This window comes from Acidiphilium sp. MT5 (genome assembly GCF_054767495.1).
Map to the genome: position 1 here is coordinate 1 of NZ_BAABMR010000016.1, position 24,209 is coordinate 24,209.

The window sequence follows — 24,209 nt, forward strand, 5'->3', positions numbered from 1 at the left end:
AACCATCTGAAATCAACATATTCAGATAGTTCCACAAAATGATCGATATCGCCAGATAAGGTAGGTAGGTGTGGATGTCGGTATGGAATAGGTCAGCATAGAGGAATGCCATCGCGCCGATCTGAACTGCCGTTGAAATAGTAAGCCAAAACGGGCCGAGTGCTGATCCTCGATAGCGGAGCTTGATATCGGAAAGCGCCAAGGTCCAGATCAGTCGCCAGAGCCGGAACCCATCCTTCAAGTCCGTGCCGGCAAGCTGAAATCGTTGCACCCAGCCGCGATCAGCCGACAGCGTGAAGTGCGACTGCTTGCGGAAAGCCTTCAGTGCCGTATCGGATGGAGATAGTTCCGTCATTAACCTTTTGCTCCTCACAAATCACCGAGAACGTGCGCAACGCGATTTCAGTTACAACAGGGCGTTGTAAATTTCTATCCCCAACCAGGTCGCGTCGTGAAGTGTGGGGAAATTCTGGGTGGCGTAATCTCCGGGTGAGTTCAACCACCAGACTCGGCATTTGCGCGCCGATGGAGATCACACCTCCGGCAGCTTTCCATCGGCTACGCCGACGGAACCTTTGCTGCCTCCGACATGAAGCAGAATAGCACATCGACGCCGGAAGCCAGCCTGTTTGATGGGGCGGTATGCTTTGACCCGATCAAGACCGGTGTACGGGACTGGATCCGCGGGTTCATTGAAACGATGCACCGCATAGTCGCCAGGAAGTCACGGCGTAGTCCCCGGCGCGAGGGAAGGCTGAGCCGGTAGTCATGCACGCCCGAAGACTGGTCAAAGCACCCCGCAAGGTCCCCATTAGGCCCACCCGGGCAAATACTTGGTGGAGAGAGGCCTACCTATTACGGAAGCCCTCCGAAACGTCATGCGGCTGACGGTATCGGAAGCGGCCTATAGGTTTGGTCGCCCCGACCGGCGAGTAGGCCGGTAATTGAAATATCCTCGTCCAGTGCCTCCCAGTGAAGGCCACGCGAGCTGATCCGGCAGTCGGCGCGCTGCTGCGCCGTCGCGCGAAATAACCGCGGGAACCAGATCAATGGAACACCGAGAACCCGACCATCATCCAGTGAAACCCACATTGAGTCCTCGTCAAACCGCACTTCACGGGCTCTAGGTAAAGAAGACATCCCACGCTCCTATGATTCGCTGCCGGTTGGCCTCAAGCACGGCAACCAGGCGGCTGAGGGTCTTGGCGTTGAAACCGTCATTGTATGCCAAAGAAATCTCGGGATGTATCCAAAATTTAGCTTCCAAATCGTCTTTCTCGACATGAACATGAATCGGCTCCCGAGGGTCGCCCTCATTAGCGTAGAAGAAGAAACGAAAGCCTTCATGGCGAAAGATTACTGGCATTCAGGCTTGGGCAACTCGTTACTCGTGCCCCAGGAAAGAACCCATCTCCGCACGTCCTCGTAGGGGACGGTGCGACCTGCGCCCATCGAGGCGAGACCACGCTTGACGGTGGCAACGAACGCTTCGGTGTCTGTCTCATCGGGCACGTGGTTTGGGGTCATTCAGTTCATTCCTCTGGCTTAGAGTGTTCGTTCGCTGGGCGCTGATGTCAAGAGAAACCGTGCTCGAATGATGGTTTGCCGACTGGTCTTGTATTCGCGCGCCAGGGCCGAGACCGAATTGCCCGCATCAAGCCGCGCTACAATTTGCCGTTTCTGATCTTCGGTCAGGCTGGCGGGCCGACCCAGCGTTTTGCCGGTGCTGCGCGCGCGGCTCAATCCGGCTTGGGTGCGCTCAACCAGCAGATCGCGTTCGAATTCGGCGACGGCCGCGATCACCTGCATGGTCATTCGGCCGGCCGAACTGGTCAGATCGACCCCGCCCAGGGCGAGGCAGTGAACCCGGACACCGATGGCGGCCAGCGCATCGACGGTAGTGCGAACATCCATGGCGTTGCGACCAAGGCGATCGAGCTTAGTGACCACCAACACGTCATCGGCTTCCAGCCGATCAACCAGACGGCGGAATGCGGGACGCTGCATCGCCGGCGCGCTACCAGAGATGGTTTCGGTGATGATTCGGCTGGGTTGAACCGCGAAGCCGGCGGCCTTGACCTCTGCCACCTGGTTTTCCGTGGTCTGACAGAGGGTGGAGACGCGGGCGTAGAGGAAAGCGCGGGCCATGAGGGTGTCAATTCGTCCGAAATGGATGTCCTATACTCAACCATGTGCAAAACCAGGTCAACCCTATATTATGAGCAGTCAATCCCAAACTGTCCGTAAACGGTCGATTCCGGACACCCAATCAGGTAGCACGTCGCCCTCTAGTCGGCACACCAGGATCAGCCCCTGACCTCAGAGCCGCACTGGCTGGCAAACCCATCATACAGTTAGCATAATGCGGTATCGGTGATTATCTGCAATGAGTCCACACTCTCATACTATCATCTTGATGTGCAAGAAATAGAATTACCAAATTGATTACAATTTGTGGTAATTGGCTGATTTTCTTGATTAATAATTTCTTGATTCTGCATTGATCTTGAGATGTTTTCCAAAGCTTGCTGGCGTTGTTCTAATTCCATTTGATTTTCAGCATTTAATTCATTAGTATCTCGATTGGCAATTTGAACCATAATCTGATAGACGCGCGCGCTTATATCTTGTCTTCTTTCAACAAATTGTCCCCAATTTTCTTTACCATCAATAAAAATTGCCGCATTGTTTTTTTGGAGTTGGTGACCTTGTGATGCAATTGATCCAATTTCTGGATCAACCAAACTTATATTTGACGAGAAATCTCTTTCGCACAATCCTACCCTATGCTCATAACTAGAAAGTAGTGGGATATCTTGTTGAGAAATGTAAGAAGTATCTGCCAACTGAAGAACAGATGCGTGAGTGCTCGTTATGGGCATGTGCTTTGCCAGCTGATTGTATTTCCCACTTTGGGCTATTTGATCCGCACAAAGCTTTAATGCCTCCATAGATTGGTGAGTTATCGTAACATCGCTTTGATATTGTCTCTGTGCTGCCGTGGCACCGCATGAGACAAGCGATACTGAAGCGATAAGGAGAAGTAAAAATGAAACAATTTTCATATCGTTTTTGATAACATGACATGGCCGAAATTCAAGTACCAAATTCAGATCAATAGCAGTGATCGACAAAATTATCCACGCGCAAGAAACAAACCCTAATTTACGGACACCGGTAAAGCCTCCCCACGTATAAGGCAAATTGTAATTATCGGGCACGATTAAATGCAACAAGATCGATGGCCATTTCTAACCGCTGCGGCGCCACGATCTGCCGCAGACTCGGATGTTCCGAGATCGAGCATCGGGTGGTCGCGGATATGGTGAGCAGCGGTTTATCCGCACACACAGACCCATCTCAGTTGAGGCAGAAAGTGAGTTAGAAAAACAGAATCTTCCCCGCACATAGGCAAGATAATTTCCACCAACAGACTCTTGGCGGCATCTCTGGTTCATCTTCGCACTTAGGCGAGCTAATCGGGTTCATCCCCGCACACAGGGTCGGGACGGATCATCCTCGCACAAGGGCGAGAAGCGCTTGCCGGTGGCTTGGCGATTTCAGCGCGGTGGGTCATCCGCGCACAGAGGCGCGGTTTTCGTCAGGATCTTCGCATCCCTCTCCAAGGGATCCATGGGAGCGAAAGTGCGACCACTCGATTTACGAACCAAAGAACAGTATCAGAACGATGTCTAAATCCCATCCTTTCCCGCGAAACGCAAGAAAAAATTTCGGGCCCTTTTAATCTTTTCTCACGCGGCGCCTCTTCCAGATTCTGCAGCAAAATCGCGGGCCGAGTAGCCGCGGATCAAAATCGGCCAATCCAATTACCTACCCCGGCGCGAGCGCCGGGGTAAGTGCAACATCTTCTAACCCAAATTTGGCTGAGACCGAGGCAGTCGCGCAATATAATCGGTAAGCCAAAGCGGGCTCACGACGCGGTCAACCTCGGACCAGGGATTAAGGGGAACGATTGCGCCCCCCCGAAATTCCCTCACGACCCTTCTGAAAATCGCGCTATCGACCCGCAAACCGTCTGCTACGCACCGACGATCAATTGCCGAGAGAACGAGCATCGGCAAATCCTCCAGATTATTGCAGAGGATTATTACACTCGCGCCAGCCCCCTTAAGCGCGTGGAGCGCTCTCATCCGTTGGACAGAAAATAGGCTCTCGGCAGTATAAAGGGTGTCATTGTCCCGCTCGACCGGCAAAATCGCCAGCGGCGACCCAACCCAGGGCTGCGGTGCAACTGGGGCTGTGACCCCCAGCCGTCCCATCAATTCGATGTTTGCCGGCATAAATCGGGAGATCATCTCCGGCATTGCCTGATGGTGGCCGGTCATAAACCTGGCTAGCTCTTCAGAGCACGGATCGGCGAGGTATGGGATACCATCGCTTTCGGCAAGGTCAGCGAGATACAGGGCGATTTCCGGGAGCCAGTCGGTGTGCGCCTCGATGACCGTGATCCCTGGCTTAATCAATGGCCCATCGCCATGGGCAGGATCGGGTTGCCAAGACGCACAGTAACCATGCCCTGAAAACTGCCGCGCCACAGCATCTAGAAAGAGATGATGGGCTGCGAAAGCGACTATATTAGAGTTCTCGCGGTATGAACTGCCGATATTTGAAGTATTCATTGTCAATTCTCCTTTGCGTTATTGACAATAGCAGAATACTCTTGATCCGTTTGCAAACGCAAAAAACTGGGTTCGACAAAAAATATGAAGGAAAAAATTTTTATTATTTGTCGGATCAAAACTTATGTATCTGCTCATCCCCGCCGTGCGGCGTGTTGAATCGATGGTGAATTGACGTGACCACGGCGGATGGGATTCGACGGAGGCATGGCCGAGCTTCCTGATTTATCCCTTCTGTCGCACGCTGAGAAAGACGCGCTGATCCGCGCTCTGTGGGAAGCACTGCAAGTTTCGGAGCGGCGGAACGAGGAACTGACGGTCCGGCTGGCTGCTGCGGAACGCCGGATTGCAGAGTTGGAGGTGCGGCTGAACGAGCCGGCGAAGCGGCCGGATAATTCGAGCCTGCCGCCATCGCGCGGGCAGAAGCCAAACCGGCCTGAGAAATCTCCGCGCAAGGGGCCACGCAAAGGCAGTCTCGGCCGTGAGGGTGGCGGTCGCTTGCTTGCCGAGACCCCCGACCAAACGGTGATCGCGAAAGCCGCGCATTGCCAGCACTGCCGTGCCGGGCTGACTGATGCGGATCAGCGCCTCGCGCAGCGCTATGAGCAGATACAAATTTATTGAGTCGAAAATTTATAGCCAGAATTTTTCTATTTTTAGTGAGGAGCCTCCACGATTACAGTCGCTCATCCGGCCCAGCTCGCCGCGCGCTCGTTAAAATTTCGGACCAGCTCCCCAAAATCCGGTTGATCGATGCGGTGCCTCAGTCTGGGTTGCGGCCTTAAGCTCCTGCTCAAGGCTGGCAATCCGCAATCGATAGCGGCTAGCAATTGCTTTGGCGTGATCCTCAGTAGCGATGATCGCCGGGTCACCAGCCTTAAGCAAGGTTTTAAGCGTATCGATAGTCTTCCCATGCTGGCTACACGCTTGATCGGCTTTTGCTTTGATCACCTCAAGCTCCGCGACAATCACCGCCGGATTTCGTATCTCGGGTGGTGATGGTGGTGCCTGAGGCTCAGCCGCTTGGCCACGGGCCTTCAGAACAGCTTCAATTATTTTGTGTAAGTCTGGCGTAATCGCGGCTTCGGCCCCCTCGATGGCGCGTCCGGCCTGCCACCGCACGGCATCGGCGGCGGTTGCCAACGCGGAAATACGCTCAGCAAGTGATTGCTTAAGCGATTTTTCTTTGCGCAGTGCCGCCTCTGCCTCACGTGCAAGCCTCGTCACCTCGCCGCGAAGCGCCGCGAGATCCTGCGCGCGCTGCTGCTGGACCCAAATCGGCGATGAAAAGGGACCTCGCTTGCTGATGTCTCTTTCCATCGCCGCGATCCGCGACCGCGCCTGTTCCACTAGGTGAGCCGCCACCGCCCGGTCACGGACAGCGCGCGACACTTGCCGATCAACCTGGTGCCGCAGCGCGCCGAGGCGCTCCTGCTCACTGGCTTCAGCACACATTTGCTCCCGTCTAAATCGATAAAACTCGACAATTCGGATCTGGGCCGCAACCAAATCCGGCGTCATCAAATTGGAGGCTTTGATATCGTCGACCGCGTCGCGCAGGATTGCAAGATCCTCCCTTAGGTGCGCCTCTGCGGCTTGCCGCTCCTCGGTTTCGGCCTGTGGGGCGGCTTGAGTGGTGATTTCGGCCGCGACCTCACTCGCCGTCCGATCGATATCGTCGCGATAAACGGCTGCCGCGAGAATTTCAGCCGCATCCCCACCCGTCGCCACATAAATTGGCGGGGCTTTACCCCGCGTCGCAGCACTATAGAGGCGACTGCGACCTATAGAGTGATCGACACGTATAATCGCGCGCTCGGCGGTAATGCCTTGAGCAGAATCGATGGTCGCTGCATAGGCGAGCTCGACGAAAGCCTGGCAATAGGCCGCCGGCAGCCTGATATTTTTGCCGCGCTTTCCCGACACGACAAGGCAATCGGTCTCGATGCGCTCGACCGTCCATTCGTCACCATTCATGATCCCGAGATCACGGTTATTTTTTCGGGTGCGAATGCGGTCGCCAACAGCGGCTCGGTTCCCGTAATTTATCGGAAAAACTCCAGTTTTTCCAAGTAACTTTTGAACCCCGCGCGCTACGGCCGCCGCTTGCGCATTACTGCTCGTCAGAGCAACGGACCCCCGGTGCGCAACAACTGTCGCGGCCATTATTTTCACAACCTCGGCTTCAGTCGTCGCCGTGATCAGCCGCCCGTCCGTAAGCGCACGATCAAGCACAAACCCCCCCTCGCCAGCCCGGATTTCACCAGCCTCTTTCGCCCAGCGCGCACAGCGGCGGCTAGTTTTCAGGCGCACCACCCCCCCGGCACGCTCAGCACCAAAAATGAGTGAGGTGAAAGCGGAAAACCCGTCGATTGCCTGCGCCTGTTTACGGTCCCCAAGCGCAACAATCTGCACTTGACGAGCCGGATCCTCTGCCAGGGCTAGCAGAGCTTCCACATGCACTTTGTCGACGACGGCCCCTTCATCGAGGACGATCAGCGTCGGCTGGTCAACGCCGATGCGGGAATCCGCAAGCAGCGTCTCCAGCGTAGCGGCCCAATGCGCCCCGATTTCCTCACCTGTTTCTGTTGCGCGCGCGGCGTTGCGGGCCGTAGAAATAACGCGCATCCGCGCGCGCTTCGCCCCGTCCGTCACCGCTTTAAGCGCACGCGTTTTTCCAGCCCCGGCGACGCCGACGATCATCCCGAGTTTTCGACCCTGTGCGGCCAGCTGAATGGCCAAGATCTGCTCATCGCTCGCGCCCGGCGGTACCCCGACTGGAAACCCGCGACCGCGGGCGCGAGCGAGCGCCTCCGCGCGAGACTGAATCGCGAGATCGGCGTCAACGGCCGCGCGCGCGATGCTCGCCGATCCACCGACCCCACACGCCTGATGCAGGGATTTTGTCACGATTGACTCACGCGCCAGAAGCGCCTCAGCAATCGGCGAGGCCGCCACATCGGAGATCAAGACGCCGGCTCGAACGGCCATGTCAAAATGGAGCGCCCCCCGACGTAGCGCTTCAGCCTCAGATAGGCCCAGACTCCGGCCTACTGCGGCAAAATCGAATAGCGACGGATTTTTGATGCGGGTGAGTAAATCATCCATTGCCGCAGTCACAATTTCAGCCGGGACGGCCACAGGACCAACAGACCGATCGCGCTGCATCGCAAACGATTGTCGGGCCTTGCGCCATACATCCGGATCGACAGCGCTATGCCACGCCTCCTGCTGCGCCTCCCGCGCGCGCGCGCCACCTGACCACGCCACATCGACTTGGGCTTCGATTTCCTCCGGGGTCAAAGTGTGCGCCTTTTTCGCCGCACTAGCTGCCGCAGCGCGATGCGCCCGCCACCGTGTCGCGTCACCACCATATCCGCGCGTCTCAACTTCGCACGCCGCAAGTCGCGCCCGCGACCCCGATAGCTGCGCGGCAACACCCGCCATCGCCGCGAGTTCCGGCACGACAACAGACCCAACCGCATGCCGCACCCACGCGTCAGGGGAGAGCCCTAGTCGCTCTGTCAAAACCGCCTCCATAGCCGCCAGACCAGACGCCTCCGCGAGCCGCTTTGCTGCGAAAATCATACGTGAATCAAGGGCCCGCCCCGTCTCGTCACCGGACCTCCAGGTGGCGTTGCTCAGGCATATATGTACGTGCCAGTGGGGCTCGCCCTCGCCGTTTCCCCGATGAATCCAACTGGCGGCAATCACCCCCTCCCCGGCCTCACTCGTCGCACCCGCCCGACCCGACCTGCACCTCGCGAGATTATCAAAAGTTGCAATTGCTGCGTCCCGATACGCAGCAACCGCCATCTCGAGCGCCAGCAGAACCTGAGGGTCATCAAAAAGAGCCAGCGCGCTGACCGATTTTGGTAGCCCAAAGACAAGCCCGAAAAACGCACTTTGATCTCCCACCGCAGCCGATTGCTCCGGGTCAGGGGCGGGTGTGGGCGTGGGCGTGGGCGTGGTTACAGTTTCTGCGTCAACCGGCGGTCGCGCTGCCTTTTTAGCGGTCGCCCTCAACGGGCTAGATCGCTCCTTTGCGCCGTCAAATTTTGACCGAAGACTATACACCTCCGGCGGACTCACACCCGGTCTATCAATCACAACCCGGGATTTGGCAAAAACGTCGTGCAGGGCCGCGTCGCTACACTCGCCGATAAGCCGCAGTTTCGTGGCCAAGCGACCACCCCAACGACCGGAGATTCCCGGTCGATTCAGAACACGCGCAAGGTCGTCGACGCCCATTTTCGCAACCCGGGCGGCCTCGGCAAGGCCGTACTTTTGGGCAAGATGCCGCAAAAATCGCTTCCAATTGGCCCTGGTCGTTCTGGTTGATCGTGCTGGCATTGAATAGGGTGCCTGTGTGCTCGCTAGTTTTTGTTCGCGGTTATGAATATCAGAGTGACGCGAAAGAGGCAAGAAAAGAGTGCCGTCGGGATGGTGTGGCAGAAGTAAGAAAGATGGCGGCAGTTGGAGCAGCAGGGATAGGTGCAGGAAAGGATTGGAGGAGGCAGAGATCGGGATAAGGGTAAATAGGGTTTGATGTTGGTTTGGGGCGAGTTTTTGTGTATGAAATTTTTATTGATTTTTGCCTTTTTTATAATATATGACAGTTTTTGGTTTTATGGTACATAAGGACCAACCCCATGACACCCGTCAATCTCACCGTCGCACCCACCGGGCGCATCATCATCCCCGCCGCCATGCGCGCAAAACTTGGGTGCCCAAAGGGCGGCAAAATTCTGGCCCGCCTCGTCGACAACACGATCATACTCGAACCAATCAATGCCGCCGTGCAACGCGCACAAGACCTCGTCAGTCAATATATTCCACAACACGCAGGCCTCGTTGAGGAACTCATCGCCGAACGTCATCTGGCCGCCAAAAGTGAGTAACGCTGTTCTCGACAGCTCCGCTGTTCTGGCCCTCCTTCTGGGAGAGCCGGGGGCCGAGCGGGTGACACAAACCCTTCCCGGCGCACTCATCTCGACCGTCAACGTCGCCGAAATCGTCACCAAGCTCTGCGAACGCGGAATGCCTCAAGATCAGGCTCGGCTCGCCATCGAGGCAATCGGCGTCGAAATTGTCGCGTTCACCACCGATCAAGCTTGCTTGACCGGAGAATTGCGAAAAACCACACGATCAGTCGGCTTGTCACTCGGCGATCGCGCGTGCCTGGCTCTCGCACAACAACGGAATTTGCCCGCTATCACCGCCGATGCCGCTTGGAGCCAGGTGCCAGGAGTAAACGTCGTCGTTATTCGGGGTGGGTCAGCACAACAAAATACCCCTACCGCCCAGGATCGTGATCACCAGCGATCTCCTGAAAAGGATCAATTTGACCCGGGGGGTTGAGAAACCATCCCCCTCCCTGGTCACTCTCCTCCTTCACGGATCAGACCGATTTGCCGCTCCGCATTCCCCAGATTGTGCGGCCGAGATTGAGATCGCCAGCGCGCGCTTTCGCGACCATCCCATGAAAATACCCCCCGGCACTCCCCCGGAAATATCCCTCCGGTTTGGTGGAGACGATCGCTAAGGCAATCGCGGCTTGCTCGCGCCCCATCGCCAGGCACGCATCCCCCCACAGCGTTTTTGACACACCCAGATCATGCCGCAGCCAGTCAGCCGCATCCACAATATCAGACCAGGCCGGAGAAGCCTTCGCGAGATAGGGTTTCAAGCGCGGGGCAAGCCTAATCAGCTCGTCAGGCGTCATCCGCATGATCGTGCCGCTATCCGTTTTTGCGCCTTTTTCCCGGCGCGGAGCAGCTCTCTCCGCTCCACCGCCAGTGCGAGCCTGTCCAGCCTGTGCCGTATCGCCATTTTGATGCCGCGCCGCCACGCTGCCTTTATCCAAACCGTCCCAGGCGGAGGGTTTTTCCCGCTCACCCGAAACCGACTTACTTTTCTCCCGAGCAATTACTGTATCCGAAGGATCAAAGGTTTGGTTTGTAGATGTATTATGGGGCTTAATTTCCGGCCCCTTGGGGCCGGTTTCCACAGAATAACTGCCTGAAAAGCTTGCATTCGCATCACGAGGCAAAAGCGCCTCCAAACGCTCCCGCGCCTCCATCTGCCGAACTTCAAGGAGCGAAACACCGGCGCGAAGATCGGCGAGACGGTCGGACTTGGCTAGCCTGTGGGCCAGCTTCTGTGTTTCCTCCGCCTGTGACTGCCAGGCCGGGTCGAGAACCCCATACTCCGCCGCCGTCGCCGCGATTTGCAGCAATCCGGTGCTCGCAATGCTCGCGCGCCGGCGAAGCTGGCGAATCTCCTCGCGGGTTTCTCGGCCCCGCTCCGCCACCGCCCGAAACTCCTTTAGGCGAACGGCTAGGGGCGAAAGATCAAAACCATACGCCTCGATGATCCGCCCCGCCTTGTTCCGCCGGCCATAGCGTTTGCCGTTCGGGCTGTCCTTCATCACCAGGAGGCCAAGCTCAACCAAATGACGGTTGAGCGCCTTCACCTGGCTCAGGCTCAGCCCTAGCGCCTCGCCCTGCATGAAGGCGGACGGCCATACCACCGGGCGGCTGCCAGGCTCCCAATCCTGCCTCTGGGTGAACCGGAACAGCCAATCCACCGCATGAACCGTGCGGGGCGACAGGCCAAGATAGGGTGCAGCCGCCTTGAACGCGGCTAAAATCGACCCTGGCCCCCCCTCCCCGTCTGACAATCCAGTGAAATTTTCCGCAACCCTGCTCGTCGCCAGCATCGCCGGTGACAACCGACGAAAACCATTAGAGGGTTGTTTTATCGTCGTTTTCTGCTCCGAACCGGAGCCCATACTTGGCATCGTGATCCTCCATTCTGGGTGGATCGCGACAGGCAAAGCAATCTCAACAGCAGAAACGGCAATTTCTGCTTGGCAAGAGAGCTCTCAATGGCTATGTTCGGGAATGTAAGGCCCGAACGGTTGCCGATGAGGCCCGTCACGAATTTTCGCAAAGCCCGCCCGGCAAGGCGGGCTTTCGCATTTCTAATGAAACTCAGGTCGTCAAAGCTCGTCCTCCATTTCCCGATAGCGCCGCATGACGGCTTACGATTCGCAGCGCCGAATCTTGTATTACCCCGATTCTTATGCAGGTCACTAAAAAAGCGACAAGCGCGATGCAAAATTATTGTATTAATAATCAATAACTTATCAGCGCGCGCGGCCAGTGGTTGCGCGCGCAACTCAGAATAAATGCGTGCATTCTTTAGAATCGGGCGTATAATACGGATTATACGCAACAAAAGGACCTTAAGCAATGTTGACCGTATCCGCCGTCGAGTTCCAAAGGAATTTCGGACGCTATCAGGATGAAGCCCTCAAACAGCCCTTGTCGATCACGCGCAATGGCCGTGATCGTCTGGTGGTCCTGTCCGTGGAAGAATATCAGCGCCTCAAAAGCCGCGAGCGCGTCGTCTTTAAAACCGAAAACCTTAACGAAGCTGAAATCCAAGCGATCACTCAAGGCGGCATGGACGCACGGCACGATCACCTGAATGCCGAACTAGATCAGGACATTGCGTGACGCTTCCAAAACCTGAGCGCGGCTTGGTCATATCCTATGCTTATCTTTGGCACTCCGAATATGAAAAAGGACGGGCAGAAGGCGTCAAAGACCGACCTTGCGTCATCATTGTTGCCATCCAGGACAACAACGGCACCCCGATGGTAACAGTTGCTCCGATTACCCATTCGATGCCCACCACCCCAGAAGCTGCGGTTGAAATTCCGGCGGCAACCAAACGGCGCCTCGGGTTAGACGATGCTCGCTCATGGATCGTTGTCAGCGAAGGAAACCGCTTTGCCTGGCCGGGGCCCGATATTCGCCCTATTGCACCCGGGCTTTTTGATTATGGGTTTCTACCCCCTGCCCTGTTCCGGAAAGTCCAGGCGCAATTTGCCGCTTTTTTAAGGCGCGCCGGTTGCCCGTAGTCACACGCACTGAATGATGGACAACGAAAAAGTAGTAATTAGAGAAATTTTATTACGTGAATTGCATCGCGACTTTACCTTTATAATGACGATGATGGGTTATCCGCACCTCACAAACGGGCGCCACTTAAACCGCGGGTGCCGCGCCAACTAGGCGCGCGCGTAAACAATGATCCGCGCCTTGGCGTTCCGGTCCAGGGGCCGCACGCCTCCATGCCCCAAAGACGGCAGTGGGAATCGCGCGCCGCCTCAGGTAAGGCGCATTCAGTAGCAGCTAAACCCAAATGTCCAGGAATTTCGGTTTTATGACGCCGCAGGTGAGCGCTAGGTCATGGCGTTTCGTCAAGGGCGGCTCGGGTGGTGCTTACGGTTTTCTCTGATGCGGCAAAGCGTTTTACCGCATCAGGCGCCTGAGCGGCGACCATCAGCGCGAGCCAGCCATCCGGCGGGTTGCCGCTCGCCAGCATCTTGGTGAATACCGCATAAGGGTCTGTACTCGCGCCGGCCTTGCGTAGCGTGTCACGGTCATTCACCCAGGCATAAACAATCACCTTGGCCTGTGAGTCGGCCCGGAAAAACAGCCGGAAGCGGCTGCCGCCAAATTTCGCCCGGAACCAGTGCCGATGCTCTTTTCCCAGGGTGTTGCCCTGACGAAATTCGAGCGCGAGCGGGTCTAGCGGAATCCGGTCAAACACCAAGGCATGGATTGCCCCTAACGTCTGGGCGTCAGCCTTGCGCCGCCATCCCTCCGGGTCTGACTGCTTAGCGCGTTCCACGCTCGCCAGAAGCCGCTCCAACTGGTCCAGAAACAGCGGGTGGGCATAAAGGCTCCATCCGTGCCGTTCCACCGCGGGCAGGCCCACTATAGCGAAACATCCCCTTCAATGGGGGCGTTGAGATCCACTTCCCCAATCCCTTCAGCCAAGGCCCCCAAACGGGAGACTGTGTTAGGATCAAACGGAAGGACGGCCTCCGCAGGCCGGGCCGTGAGATCGGCCGCAAGCAGGCTTAGAAACGGCGACAACGCAGGATCATGCTCGTCATCATCCCCAAGAGCATGAATCGTGACGCTACTTCCCTCTACGCGGAACGCAATACGGCCACCATAGCCAACCCCAAGCGCTTGCCGAACAGCTTTCGGCACCGTCGTTTGGCCTTTGGCTGTGATCGTGCAAACTTCTTCAATGACTTGCATAAGCTGATTCCTGTGGATCATAGCCCTGAAGTAAGATTTTCTCCTTACTTTTGCAATAGGCCCTGTCGTAGACCGCGTCACTACGGATGATTGTTCCCCCTGCACCGGGTAAAAGTTACGATGTCACGGTGCTCTGGCGCGTCAAAAGGTGGCTCCTCGCCATGCTCGCCCTTCGGGCTGAGCGTGGCTCCGGTGCCGCTGCGCGCTTTTGGCCCGCCCTGCGCACCGGGGCCTTCTGGACCTGTAGAGGCGAAGGACGCACGCCGATTATCAATCCGCCTCCGGCGGCTGGAACAAAGGGCAATATCGCTTGGATAACCCTCTATTCAGCAATAAGATAGCTGCAAGATTGTAGCTATCTTATTGCTGTCACTTATCTAAAGAGATAAACTTGCTTCTATCTCGCGGCTATAATAAATATAGCGGCAAGATTGCAGCTAGGAATACTCATGGGGACCGTGGTCGCGTTCGTGTCGCAAAAGGGTGGGGTCGGCAAATCAACCTTAGCCAGAGCAATGGCTCGCGAAGCCGCCGCCGGTGGCCTCTCGGTCAAGCTAGCCGATCTCGATACACAGCAGGGGACAAGTTTAGATTGGCAGCGCGCTCGATTGTCGGCTGGGATCGAACCGATGGTGAGTGTTGAGCCCTTCGGCAATGCCGCCCAGGCCATCAAGGCCGCCGCTGCCTATGATTTGCTTATTATCGACGGCCCCGCCAGAACCAGCGCAGGAACGCTGGAAATCGCCAAGGCCGCTGGGCTTGTTGTCCAGCCCTCCGGTCCCAGCCTCGATGATTTACGCCCTGCCGTCCGAGAATTTCACGCCCTAGTTAAAGCGGGCATCCTGACCGACCGGCTAGCTTTCGCCCTAAATCATATCGGAACTGATGCCGAAGAAGCCGACGCACGCGCATTTCTTGAAGAAGCGGGTTATTTTGTGCTGTCTGGTTATCTGCCGGAGCGCCCAGCTTACCGCCGGGCACAAAACGGCGGACACGCCGTTACAGAGACAAAATTTGCCGCTTTGAACGCCAGAGCTGACGCACTTATGCAAGCGCTTGTTGAAAAGGTGAACTCTGATGGCTGATCTGTCCAAGTTCAAAAAGGGCAGGGGACTGGGCGCGCCTCCTTCGCTTAGCGAAGCCAGTCCAAACCTAGCCGCGCCGGAAGTTGCCCCCACACCCCCGCCGGTACGTGAGGCAAAGGCTCCCGCCAGGAAAATTGATGGCAGGACACTGCGTAAAACCAACCGCACAGTAGCATTTGCCACACGGGTGACTGAGGATTTTGATAATCGAGTGCGAGAAATAGCGAAAGCAAGCGGCCTCAAGATTGTAGAGGTTTTGGAAGCTGCCCTCGATGTCTACGACCGGGACAACAAACGTTAAGAGATTGCAGCAAGATAGCTGCAAGAAATTTGACTACGACAGCCAATTACGGGAAGCACTCGGGCGAAGTGGCCAGATCTAGCGGCTCGGAGAAGTAACACTTCATGAAAATTGCCAGCAACCCGGCAACATTAATTGCTGGCAATTTTAGAGCCTAGCGAATCTATTTAGGTTTCTATATATTGCCAACAATACAGCAAATTAAATTGCTGGCAATTTGGCAAACCGGCAGTGAGGCATTATGAAAACAGTAGCAATTTTGAGCCAAAAAGGGGGGTCTGGCAAAACCACCTTGTCCTTGCACTTAGCTGTTGCGGCCCACCGGCTGGGGCACGTTGCCGTTGTGATAGACCTCGACCCCCAGGCAAGCGCTGCGGGATGGAAGGATAGTCGCAAGGATGAAATTCCGGTTGTGATCTCCGTACCGGCCTCGAGACTTCCACAAGCGATCCAGGCTGCCGAGAGCGGGGGCGCAGATATAGCGTTTCTCGACACCGCACCCCATTCGGGGGAGGTTGCCCTCGCCGCAGCAGAAGCTGCAGACCTAATCCTGATTCCGTGTAGGCCCGGTATTCTTGATCTACGCGCCATAGGAACAACGGCACGTATCGTGAAGCTGGCAGGCAAGCCGGCCCATGTGGTTCTCAATAGCATGCCCGTACGTGCGCCTAATGTTTTGGCCGATGCGCGGGCGGCGGTAGCAGTGCATGGGCTCAATGTAGCGCCAGTCGCTTTGCAGCAACGTGCCGCCTACGCTCATTCGTTGATCGCTGGGCTAACTGCCCAGGAATACGAAAAAGACGGCAAGGCGGGCGATGAGATAATTTCACTTTATACTTGGCTTCGGAGCGTAATTGCCTAGTTGCCACAACGCCTTATTGCCAGCAATCCGGCAAAACGGCATTATGGCAATAATCCAATTTTTCTCAGCACGAAAAGGAACCATTTATGAACGCAAAGCGCCCCAGCCTCGCCGAGACCATGCGCCAAGCCGTTCAGGCTGATCCATCTCCCATGGTAGCGGCACTTCCGGCTTCTTCAGCAACTGAGGCACTGACATCAGCCCAGTCTAAACCAGACATTGCACCACGACCGGCAGGCTTTTATGCGGCCACACGGGCAGGGAAGAAAAAAGTTACAGCCACACTAGACCCAACCACACACAAGAAGCTCAAGACCCTGGCGGTCGATAAAGAAGTGACAACTGAATCGTTGTTGGCAGAAGCGATTTCGGACCTCTTAATAAAGCATGCCCAAACTCCGCCGAAACAAAAAATGTGAATCATGGCGGAGATGTTCGAAATAACCCAGTTTACCTGATAACAGCCATTCGTTTTTTAAGCTGCTTCCCGCAAGCGCATTTCCACGTGCAGGCCGGCCGCCACGGCCATGTTCACCAAGGTATCCAAGCCGAATAGGTTGATTTTGCCTCGTAGCAGATCAGAGACACGCGGCTGCGTGACGCCAAACAGCTTGGCGGCCTGGGCCTGGCTCAATCCCTTGGCACGGATATGTGCTTCCAGCGCTCGCATGAGCGCAGAGCGAAGCTTCATGTTTTCAGCTGCGGCCGGGGTATCCTCAATGGCATCCCAGATGCTCACAAAGGTCTGTTTTTCGCTCATATCTTCAACTCCTTCACCAAATCCCGATAGCGTTTTCCCGCCAAATCCAGATCGGCCTTGCTCGTCGCCTGCGTTTTCTTCTGAAAGCAGTGCAAGACGTAGACCGCATCAGCGAACTTCGCGACGTAGATCACCCGGAACGCGCCTGCTTCGTCCCGAATCCTGATTTCCTGCAAGCCTGGCCCGACCGCGGTCATGGACTTCCAGTCGGTCGGCGGCTCTCCGTTTTGTACCTTGTCGAGTTGGTAGCCAGCTTCCCTGCGGGCTGACGCTGGGAAGGCACGGAGGTCTTCCAACGAGGTGCCCAGGAATGTTGCGGGCTTGGGTGCGAGGCTATCAAGCATAATTATGCTATATAAAATTTTATATAATCATGCAAGCCATTTCCTGCTATCCGTCAGTCGATCGGAGGGCGTCGGACGCTTGGCACCCATAGTCGAATAAGCACAATCAGATCGGAAACCGTGGCCGCTAAAGGGCCACGGCAATAGACGACCACTAAACTGGGAGATGGCCGAGAGCGTAGACACGCGACCGTTTACCGGCCTAATGGGTTGAAACTAGTCTCGCCGCAAATTCTATTTGGTCCCTAAAGCCAGCAGCCGCTACTTTGTCTAATGACACACCAATCCATCCCGGCCCAGGATGAAAAACGCCGATGACGATCGAATTAGCGTCATGAGCAGCGCGGTCGACCATTAGCCGACTAGTGCTATCGGTCAACAATTGCACGGGCTTTGCTGCATCTGCAGCTCTTGCAGGGGGGACCATTTGGCAGCGGATCTTCGACAAAAGATTGATCAATTCGTTTAGAGATTTCGCGTCGAGGGTGATTTTATTTTCATTTCGAATTAGTATAGTAATGTTCTGTTTATCTTCGTGTAAATTGATCACGAGGTCTGTTTTGGGTGGGATGGCTTCGTTCATTGATTTTATGATCCGCTGAGGGACGGAAAACTTAGATACGCTTCAACCGCTTCGATTGCAGCGGTGGCGGATTGAAAGTGCCGTACGCGATCAGCGACCATAAGGCTCTGCCAGACTGGCGTCAGCTTTATTGGTTGAACTGGCACCATCGCTCTCCAGCCCGACATACTGGAATCACACACAACCTCACAACCACCCACCCTCCGATATCGATCAGCGCCATCACGCTGCCAGAGTGATTCATTGGGTATCAACTTTTCTTTACCAGCGATCATAGCTTACCGATGAACAATATCATCTCTTATTATTAAAGCAGCGACTAGTGCGCATCAATAGGACCGAGAGGGTCAGAGTAGCCGCTGGGTCAATGGCTATATGGAGTCATTTAGTCATCATTGTAATCAGAAAATCCGGCAGAAATTTTGGTTTCTGCCGGTTTTCCGTTCACAATGAAAATAGTTTGAGAAATTAAACGGTCTTTTTGAAATTATTTTTGCGGCGCTTTTTGGCTAGTAAACCTAAACCCACAAGCCCAGTTCCCAATAGCAACAGGGAGCCAGGCTCAGGGACGTTCGTTGTCGAAGAGAATGACACGTTCATGCCTTCCCCCCCTTGGCTGGTCAACTCGAAGAAGCCAGGGGAATTCGCGTAGCCGGTCAACGTTGCATAGCCCATACCGGCCAACGAGAAACCGCTAGCCGTCTCGCTATACGAGAAAGAGTCCAAAATAAAGGTGGTTGTTTCACCGCTTAAGGTCGCGCTGTAAATCGTCTCGGGCGTAAAATTAGTGAGCGAGATATTCGACAATGCGACACATCCATTGCATCCAGGCGTGAATGCGGGCGCAAAGCTACCATAGGCGGTATCGTAAACAATATTGCCCGAACCATTGAAGGTAAATTCGCTGGCGGTGTAACTTCCACCCCCATTCATGCTGATCTGGCCATTAAACATTGGCGGCGCCGCGAGCGTCGTTGCAAACGCGTTCGATGGCGAAGCAATGAGGGCAGACAAGCCTAAGCCGAACGCAATCAGTAGTTTCTTCATTTTCAATTCCTCAAGAGTGAGTTAACACACATATGCACGCACGAATCATGCCAAAATATTTTCTTATTATTATACAATGAGTTAAGGTTTCGCGCTTGGGTTGGTGTAAAATTTTCCGACAAATCAATGGCGCTGGGTTGTCGATCTCAACACATCTTCCCGCGTCGGAGGACTCCTCCTTATGCCGTACGCCGCGCCCATGCCGAATACATGGTCACATTGTTTGGTGCGGCCCAGGATCGCTATTGGGACACGGACACGCTGATCTGGCGGGCTGCTATTGAGCCAGAGATTGAGAATTTGCTGGCGGCGCTGGAGTGGGTGTTTAGCGATGCGGGGGATGACGCGCTGGCGATTGCCCTCGCGGCCCGCTTGGAGCCCCTGCGACAACAGGCTTTGCTCGCGAGGCCCACTTATTTCGCTTTTGTGCGAACGGCGATTACCAAGCTGACGCACGACACGCCGACCAAAGATGCTGCCCGGCTTTGGCTATCTCTTTCGTTTAACCCATCTGCGGGTGCGCGGGCGCAGGCGACTACCTCTGAGACAGCGCGGGCTCTGTATGAGATGCTGCAAGACAGGCCCATGGCCGGGTTGGCAGCATCCGGGATTTCATTTTACCTCCTCCGCGCGGGCGATGAAGCTAGGGCGCGACGATCTGCCGAAGCGGCACGGGCGATATTGCCAATCATCAAGCCAAACCTGATCCAAGCGGGGATGCTGAGCAACCTCGCAACCTATCAATATCTCGCTGGTTCCGACGCGACGGTGATCGAAGCGGCCCGGCGGGATTTTGCGGCCTCTCTTGAGATCTACGAAAAATTCAACGACCAGAACGGTGTGCTCAATGTCTCTGGCAACCTCGCTGAACTCCAGGCTAAACTTGGGGATTATGGTGGTGCGATCACGAGCGCAAAGCGCAACGTTTCTCTGAGCCGCGCCCAACGTGACTGGTATGGTCTCACCTATAGCCTTTTGAACCTGACCAGCTATGCGCTGCTGGCGGGGGATGATGCGGCGGCAGCGCAGGCGGCGCGGGAGGCGGTGCCCTTGGTCATTGAGTTGGAGGATCACCATATCGGCGCATGCTTCACCGGCAGCTTAGCGCTGCTGGCAGCGCGGGCGGGCGCGCTGGCGGTGGCGGCACAACTCGCGGGACACACCGAGAATTTTTGGACCGCGCATCAAGAGACGATGCAGCCCATCGAACAGCGCGTATGGGATGCGCTGATGGCACAGTTCGACGCGGCGGCGGTGGCGGGCACGCTGCCTGCGGAAACTCGTGCCGCGCTGATGGCGCAAGGGGCCACCTTGTCGCTCCGTGCGGCGCTCGAGCTGAAATTCGGGCTATAGGGCGCTCGCGAGCGGTGCGAAATTTGGCGCGGCGATTGGTGTGGCGCGACAATTACATGAACAGGAACACAGCGCCGGTGATCAGGGTGACGGCGGTGGCGGCCAAGGTGCCAAAATATTTGATCCGGTGCGAGATGTCGAAATCACGATCGACAATGGTTTGCGGGCGCGAAAAGGCGATTTTTGCGTCGGTGCGAAAAGGCTTGACGGGAAGGGCGGTGGTGGTGCTGGTGACGGCGGGGGTGAGGGCGATGGCGTTCATGGCGGTTGCTCCTGGCGGGGTGTGGTTCGGGGTGTGCAGCGTTGAGATGATGAATAGCGCGTTGGCGGGCGCAAAGATGTGATATTTAGCACATCGAATGCATGATCGGGTGAATTTTGGCGCCGCGGGGCGGGTGCTGTGGCGAGACTGTCCTTCGTCAGATGCGCCTTGCCGCCACGACGGCTGCCGCGCTGCATTTCGCGACCAACCATTGCCAGCAATGCCCCGCTGTCGTCTTCAACACGCCGGATGATCATGGGAGAGAATGCCAGGGCAATCTCTGAAATTTAAGGCTCAAACATGGTTTCCGACGTGGCTCGAAATGTAACATAACATCGAATTTGACCCCGCTGAGAGCTTGACAACCGAGAGTTGTTGTTTGACATGTAAAAAGATATTAAGGTTGTGGAAAAAATCAATTCACAAAGGGGGTTGGGTATGGATTCGCGTAATAGGGGCAAACAATCGTTCGGACACGGGCGCCCGGGTGAATCAAACGTATTGGTGGATCGTCGTCGTCCGGGAAGGATGAACGATATAAATCCTGCCCTCTATGATCTGCTACGAGGAAACCAAGTCGATAGGACTGAGTTGAGCAGCCTGATCGCAAAGGATCGTTCAAACAATTTCGCGGGCGACGGTCTCGTCGAAGACAACCTCAGAGAGGCGCGTGGCGTTTTAAGCGCTCTCATAATATCCGTTATGATCTGGGCTTTGATTTTTGGGTTTCTGGCATTCATTTTTGACATTTTTAATTAGTCGGAAATGGCGATAATACGCCGTGTCTTGGTAAAATCTCACAATATCAGACATAAAACGACCACTGGCCCCTGCTAGATTGGAAACCTAATGACGGCGTTCAACGGCCGAAAAGTCGATGACTTTTCGGATATCGGGTTGCAGGCGATCGACTGCAGCGGTCTTGGCGTTTGGGATCGGAACATTTTGACTGGCGAGATTCGTTATTCGCGCAGTTGGCTTGCGATCCTCGGGTATGACGATATGCCTTTACTCAGCCATATCGAGGAGAGTTACAAGCGAGTTCATCCTGACGATCTCGCTTTTGTCCAGGCCCAGATCAAAGCGCATTGCGAGGGTGAGACCACGATGTACGAGGTCGAACATCGCCTGCGCTGCCGCGACGGTTCCTATAAATGGGTCATCTCCCGCGGCAAGATCATCGAGCATGATGCCACCGGTCGTCCTCTGCGGATGGTGGGCACGACGATGGATATTACACGTCTGCGCGAATTGGCTGAAGATTTGAAAGCGCAAAATATTCGGGCTGAGGAAGACGCGCGGCGGTTGTCCCTCCTCATGGACGAATTGATCCAAAAAGGTGACGAGCTCGCGGCCGCGCATCGGTTGGCCCGAATGGGCGCCTGGCGGTGGGATTTGTTGAAGCGCTGCTTATGGTTCTCGGCCGAAGTCTGGTGGATGATGGGACTGCGGCCTCGGGACGAGCCGGTCAGCTATGAGCGGATGCGACAAATTTTTCATCCCGACGATTACCAGGCCGTGATGGCTCGCTTTTATGAAGCGGTGAAGACAAAGACGGCGATCAAATCGGAATATCGGATCGTCTATCCCGACGGCTCGATCCGCAATATTTTAACCTACGCGGAGCCTATTGTCGGCCCTGACGGGCAGATTCTCAGTCTCCGAGGGACGTCTCAAGATGTCACCGAACATCGGCAGATCGAAACGGCTCTCAGAGAAAGTGAAGACCATTATCGCCATATGGTTGAACTCCATCCGCAAATCCCGTGGCTCGCCGCACCGGATGGCGCGATTATCGAGGTCGGGCCGCAGTGGCATATCATTACCGGCATCCCTCTTGATCAGACACTGCCCAATGGTTGGCTAGAGGCGGTCATCGAGGAAGATCGCCCAGCGATCATTGCAGCGTGGCGAGATTGTCTTGAATCTGGCACACGGCTTGATACCGAATATCGATTACGTCTGGCGAATGGTGATCATGGCTGGTTCCGCGCGCGGGCTTCGGCTCGCTTTGATGATCGCGGTAAAATTATTCGTTGGTATGGCACGCTTGAAGACGTGACCGACCGGCATCTTGCCGAGACCGCCCGACGGGCTGCGGAAGCGGCTGCGTTTCGGGTGCTGGAAGCAACCAGCGATGCGGTCATCATATGCGATCGCAATCAGCGTGTGATTTTTGCCAATAAAAAATTTGGTATCAAGCTCGGATTGTCGGGCGACCTCAAGGGGAAGACATTAAGCGATCTATTTGGCGAAGCCCATGCAAGGAAAATCAGGTGCACGGTGGGCAAAGCTCTCAAAAACGAGACAAGTCGGCCGATGGAGATTTTCTGGCCCCCTACTGATCTATGGCTAGAGGTAGCCATCGTTAATAACGACGATGAAATCTCTCTCTTCATGCGGGATATTACCGAGCGCCGTGCAGCACAACAGCAGCTACGATATGCTGCCACGCATGACATGATGACGGGTGCTGTCACCCGTGAGACACAGGTCAAGCAACTTGAAATTCACCTATCACAACAAAATCCAGTGGACTCGGTTGCACTGCTTTTTGTCGACGTCGATTTTTTCAAGGAAATCAACGATACTTATGGCCATACCGTTGGCGACAGCATCCTCATCGAGATTGCAACCCGTTTGAAGTCGTGTCTGCGGGAAACAGACATTCTCGCGCGGACCGGTGGCGATGAATTCGTCGTTATGCTGACCGGGATCCGGAACTTGAAGGGTGTAATGGCGTTCGCCGATCGGGTTATTGCCGCGATCCAAAACCCGATTGAACTCGACGAGCATATGTTGTCGTGCACCGTGTCGATCGGCATCGCGATCTCAACGCCCGATAGCACCCCTAAGGATCTTTACCGGCAGGCAGATCTCGCGCTGCACGAGGTAAAAAAATCGAACCGAGGCAGCTATCAGCTATTTCAACCGCAGATGCAGAATGCATTCGAGTTGAGAGGCAATATACGGCGGGAACTCAAGATCTCGTTGGAGCGCAACCAGTTTGAACTGATGTTTCAGCCCATCGTGCAGCTATCAGACCAACAGATTGTGGGCGTCGAAACTCTCCTTCGCTGGCGTCATCCAGATCGCGGCCTCATCTCACCAACCCAGTTCATTCCCATCGCGGAAGAAAGTGGTCTTATTCGTGAACTCGGCACGTGGGTTTTGCATCGTGCCTGTGTGGCGGCTCTCGAGTGGCCAGACTCAGTGATGGTCTCGGTCAATGTTTCGCCGCGCCAATTGGAGCCTGGAGGCTTTGTATCGGTGGTTAAGGAAGCCTTGCGGGTATCGGGGCTGCCGGCGAAACGGTTAAAACTCGAGGTGACTGAGTCCGTTCTGGTCGCCAATCATGAAGCAAACATACGGACCCTGCAGGACCTGAGAGGGTTGGGTGTCAGTCTCGTTCTGGATGATTTTGGGGTGGGTTATTCCTCACTATCGTATCTGAATACGTTTCGCTTCGATTTTCTCAAAATCGACAAAGAATTCATATCAACCGTGCGAAGTCGCGATGACCGCCAGCCGGTATTCGAGGCCATTATGGGTATGGCGACGGCCCTGAATCTTCTTGTTACGGCCGAAGGGGTCGAAACCCAGGGCCAACTTGATTTCGTTACCCAACAGGGCGTTTCTTTCGTGCAAGGCTATTTTTTCGGTCGCCCCTTGTCGGCAAACGCCATACGTGCTCGTTTGAAGCAAAATATTACGATAAACAATAATATCCAACCTTCAAGGCGGGAAGGATGTCAGCGAGTCTCGGAGAGCCGCCCACCTTAATGCATCTTGATCTCGTCGCCTGACACCGTCATGATCATTGAATCGGAGGGAGGCAGTCCGAGGC

The 24,209-nt window shown here is 55.5% G+C and carries 27 protein-coding genes; 12 read left to right on the forward strand and 15 right to left on the reverse strand.

The window, feature by feature from the left end:
- The 6 genes from ACYUCQ_RS14910 to ACYUCQ_RS14935 all read right to left on the reverse strand — a co-directional run.
- Positions 1 to 355, reverse strand: a 355-nt coding sequence (locus ACYUCQ_RS14910; RefSeq protein ID WP_460255347.1) for an ABC transporter permease, incomplete at its 3' end; no start/stop codon positions are given.
- Positions 356 to 876: 521 nt separating this feature from the next.
- On the reverse strand, positions 877 to 1,140 hold the full coding sequence (locus ACYUCQ_RS14915) for a DUF2442 domain-containing protein (RefSeq protein ID WP_460255348.1): 264 nt from the start codon (positions 1,138 to 1,140) through the stop codon (positions 877 to 879).
- Complete coding sequence (locus ACYUCQ_RS14920; RefSeq protein ID WP_460255349.1) at positions 1,124 to 1,366, reverse strand: DUF4160 domain-containing protein; 243 nt, start codon at positions 1,364 to 1,366, stop codon at positions 1,124 to 1,126. Before ACYUCQ_RS14920 ends, ACYUCQ_RS14915 begins: the two co-directional genes overlap by 17 nt.
- Before the next feature lie 179 nt (positions 1,367 to 1,545).
- Positions 1,546 to 2,148, reverse strand: a complete 603-nt coding sequence (locus ACYUCQ_RS14925; RefSeq protein ID WP_460255350.1) for a recombinase family protein — start codon at positions 2,146 to 2,148, stop codon at positions 1,546 to 1,548.
- A 260-nt stretch (positions 2,149 to 2,408) separates the two neighbouring features.
- On the reverse strand, positions 2,409 to 3,221 hold the full coding sequence (locus ACYUCQ_RS14930) for a hypothetical protein (RefSeq protein ID WP_460255351.1): 813 nt from the start codon (positions 3,219 to 3,221) through the stop codon (positions 2,409 to 2,411).
- A gap of 648 nt (positions 3,222 to 3,869) precedes the next feature.
- Positions 3,870 to 4,640, reverse strand: coding sequence for a hypothetical protein (locus ACYUCQ_RS14935; RefSeq protein ID WP_460255352.1), 771 nt, complete (start codon positions 4,638 to 4,640; stop codon positions 3,870 to 3,872).
- A 189-nt stretch (positions 4,641 to 4,829) separates the two neighbouring features.
- On the opposite strand from ACYUCQ_RS14935, the gene ACYUCQ_RS14940 reads away from it, so the two are divergent.
- Complete coding sequence (locus ACYUCQ_RS14940) at positions 4,830 to 5,264, forward strand: DUF6444 domain-containing protein (RefSeq protein ID WP_460255353.1); 435 nt, start codon at positions 4,830 to 4,832, stop codon at positions 5,262 to 5,264.
- 90 nt (positions 5,265 to 5,354) lie between these two features.
- On the opposite strand, the gene ACYUCQ_RS14945 is transcribed toward ACYUCQ_RS14940, so the two are convergent.
- Complete coding sequence (locus ACYUCQ_RS14945; RefSeq protein ID WP_460255354.1) at positions 5,355 to 8,993, reverse strand: relaxase domain-containing protein; 3,639 nt, start codon at positions 8,991 to 8,993, stop codon at positions 5,355 to 5,357.
- Between the two features lie 299 nt (positions 8,994 to 9,292).
- Between ACYUCQ_RS14945 and ACYUCQ_RS14950 the strand changes: the two genes are divergently transcribed.
- The gene (locus ACYUCQ_RS14950) at positions 9,293 to 9,541 is read left to right on the forward strand and encodes an AbrB/MazE/SpoVT family DNA-binding domain-containing protein (protein ID WP_460255355.1); all 249 of its coding nucleotides are present in this window, start codon (positions 9,293 to 9,295) and stop codon (positions 9,539 to 9,541) included.
- Positions 9,534 to 10,001, forward strand: coding sequence for a type II toxin-antitoxin system VapC family toxin (locus ACYUCQ_RS14955; protein ID WP_460255356.1), 468 nt, complete (start codon positions 9,534 to 9,536; stop codon positions 9,999 to 10,001). The genes ACYUCQ_RS14950 and ACYUCQ_RS14955 overlap by 8 nt, the downstream gene beginning before the upstream one ends.
- Positions 10,002 to 10,041: 40 nt before the next feature.
- Here the strand turns inward: ACYUCQ_RS14955 and repC are convergent, their stop codons facing one another.
- Complete coding sequence (gene repC / locus ACYUCQ_RS14960; RefSeq protein ID WP_460255357.1) at positions 10,042 to 11,442, reverse strand: plasmid replication protein RepC; 1,401 nt, start codon at positions 11,440 to 11,442, stop codon at positions 10,042 to 10,044.
- A gap of 454 nt (positions 11,443 to 11,896) precedes the next feature.
- On the opposite strand from repC, the gene ACYUCQ_RS14965 reads away from it, so the two are divergent.
- Positions 11,897 to 12,163, forward strand: coding sequence for a type II toxin-antitoxin system Phd/YefM family antitoxin (locus ACYUCQ_RS14965; protein ID WP_460255358.1), 267 nt, complete (start codon positions 11,897 to 11,899; stop codon positions 12,161 to 12,163).
- Complete coding sequence (locus ACYUCQ_RS14970) at positions 12,160 to 12,570, forward strand: type II toxin-antitoxin system PemK/MazF family toxin (RefSeq protein ID WP_460255359.1); 411 nt, start codon at positions 12,160 to 12,162, stop codon at positions 12,568 to 12,570. The genes ACYUCQ_RS14965 and ACYUCQ_RS14970 overlap by 4 nt, the downstream gene beginning before the upstream one ends.
- Before the next feature lie 329 nt (positions 12,571 to 12,899).
- Here the strand turns inward: ACYUCQ_RS14970 and ACYUCQ_RS14975 are convergent, their stop codons facing one another.
- Positions 12,900 to 13,418: a type II toxin-antitoxin system YhaV family toxin gene (locus tag ACYUCQ_RS14975; protein WP_460255360.1), complete on the reverse strand. Its 519-nt coding sequence runs from the start codon at positions 13,416 to 13,418 to the stop codon at positions 12,900 to 12,902.
- Positions 13,419 to 13,432: 14 nt separating this feature from the next.
- The gene (locus ACYUCQ_RS14980; RefSeq protein WP_460255361.1) at positions 13,433 to 13,765 is read right to left on the reverse strand and encodes a type II toxin-antitoxin system PrlF family antitoxin; all 333 of its coding nucleotides are present in this window, start codon (positions 13,763 to 13,765) and stop codon (positions 13,433 to 13,435) included.
- A gap of 449 nt (positions 13,766 to 14,214) precedes the next feature.
- Between ACYUCQ_RS14980 and ACYUCQ_RS14985 the strand changes: the two genes are divergently transcribed.
- From ACYUCQ_RS14985 to ACYUCQ_RS15000, 4 genes are all read left to right on the forward strand, one after another.
- Positions 14,215 to 14,850: a nucleotide-binding protein gene (locus tag ACYUCQ_RS14985; RefSeq protein ID WP_460255362.1), complete on the forward strand. Its 636-nt coding sequence runs from the start codon at positions 14,215 to 14,217 to the stop codon at positions 14,848 to 14,850.
- On the forward strand, positions 14,843 to 15,151 hold the full coding sequence (locus tag ACYUCQ_RS14990; RefSeq protein ID WP_460255363.1) for a hypothetical protein: 309 nt from the start codon (positions 14,843 to 14,845) through the stop codon (positions 15,149 to 15,151). The genes ACYUCQ_RS14985 and ACYUCQ_RS14990 overlap by 8 nt, the downstream gene beginning before the upstream one ends.
- Positions 15,152 to 15,392: 241 nt before the next feature.
- A complete protein-coding gene (locus tag ACYUCQ_RS14995) occupies positions 15,393 to 16,013 on the forward strand; it encodes an AAA family ATPase (RefSeq protein ID WP_460255364.1) in 621 nt (206 codons plus the stop codon).
- Positions 16,014 to 16,099: 86 nt separating this feature from the next.
- Positions 16,100 to 16,432, forward strand: a complete 333-nt coding sequence (locus ACYUCQ_RS15000; RefSeq protein WP_460255365.1) for a ribbon-helix-helix domain-containing protein — start codon at positions 16,100 to 16,102, stop codon at positions 16,430 to 16,432.
- Between the two features lie 56 nt (positions 16,433 to 16,488).
- Here the strand turns inward: ACYUCQ_RS15000 and ACYUCQ_RS15005 are convergent, their stop codons facing one another.
- The 4 genes from ACYUCQ_RS15005 to ACYUCQ_RS15020 all read right to left on the reverse strand — a co-directional run bounded on the left by ACYUCQ_RS15005 (position 16,489) and on the right by ACYUCQ_RS15020 (position 18,747).
- Positions 16,489 to 16,773 carry a helix-turn-helix domain-containing protein gene (locus tag ACYUCQ_RS15005; protein ID WP_460255366.1) on the reverse strand — a complete coding sequence of 95 codons (285 nt, stop codon included), beginning with the start codon at positions 16,771 to 16,773 and terminating at the stop codon, positions 16,489 to 16,491.
- Complete coding sequence (locus ACYUCQ_RS15010) at positions 16,770 to 17,117, reverse strand: type II toxin-antitoxin system RelE/ParE family toxin (RefSeq protein ID WP_460255367.1); 348 nt, start codon at positions 17,115 to 17,117, stop codon at positions 16,770 to 16,772. The genes ACYUCQ_RS15005 and ACYUCQ_RS15010 overlap by 4 nt, the downstream gene beginning before the upstream one ends.
- Positions 17,118 to 17,319: 202 nt before the next feature.
- A complete protein-coding gene (locus ACYUCQ_RS15015; protein ID WP_460255368.1) occupies positions 17,320 to 17,700 on the reverse strand; it encodes a hypothetical protein in 381 nt (126 codons plus the stop codon).
- Positions 17,701 to 18,168: 468 nt separating this feature from the next.
- Complete coding sequence (locus ACYUCQ_RS15020) at positions 18,169 to 18,747, reverse strand: PEP-CTERM sorting domain-containing protein (protein WP_460255369.1); 579 nt, start codon at positions 18,745 to 18,747, stop codon at positions 18,169 to 18,171.
- A 210-nt stretch (positions 18,748 to 18,957) separates the two neighbouring features.
- Here ACYUCQ_RS15020 and ACYUCQ_RS15025 point away from each other — a divergent pair, with 210 nt between their 5' ends.
- Positions 18,958 to 20,100 (forward strand): hypothetical protein, encoded by a 1,143-nt coding sequence (locus ACYUCQ_RS15025; protein WP_460255370.1) that lies wholly within the window; start codon positions 18,958 to 18,960, stop codon positions 20,098 to 20,100.
- Positions 20,101 to 20,152: 52 nt separating this feature from the next.
- Here ACYUCQ_RS15025 and ACYUCQ_RS15030 read toward each other — a convergent pair whose 3' ends face one another.
- The gene (locus tag ACYUCQ_RS15030; RefSeq protein WP_460255371.1) at positions 20,153 to 20,362 is read right to left on the reverse strand and encodes a hypothetical protein; all 210 of its coding nucleotides are present in this window, start codon (positions 20,360 to 20,362) and stop codon (positions 20,153 to 20,155) included.
- 405 nt (positions 20,363 to 20,767) lie between these two features.
- Between ACYUCQ_RS15030 and ACYUCQ_RS15035 the strand changes: the two genes are divergently transcribed.
- Together ACYUCQ_RS15035 and ACYUCQ_RS15040 are read left to right on the forward strand one after the other, a co-directional pair.
- Entirely contained in the window at positions 20,768 to 21,121 is a 354-nt protein-coding gene (locus tag ACYUCQ_RS15035) for a hypothetical protein (RefSeq protein WP_460255372.1), read from the forward strand.
- Positions 21,122 to 21,211: 90 nt separating this feature from the next.
- The gene (locus tag ACYUCQ_RS15040) at positions 21,212 to 24,145 is read left to right on the forward strand and encodes an EAL domain-containing protein (RefSeq protein ID WP_460255373.1); all 2,934 of its coding nucleotides are present in this window, start codon (positions 21,212 to 21,214) and stop codon (positions 24,143 to 24,145) included.
- The last annotated feature ends 64 nt before the right edge of the window (positions 24,146 to 24,209 follow it).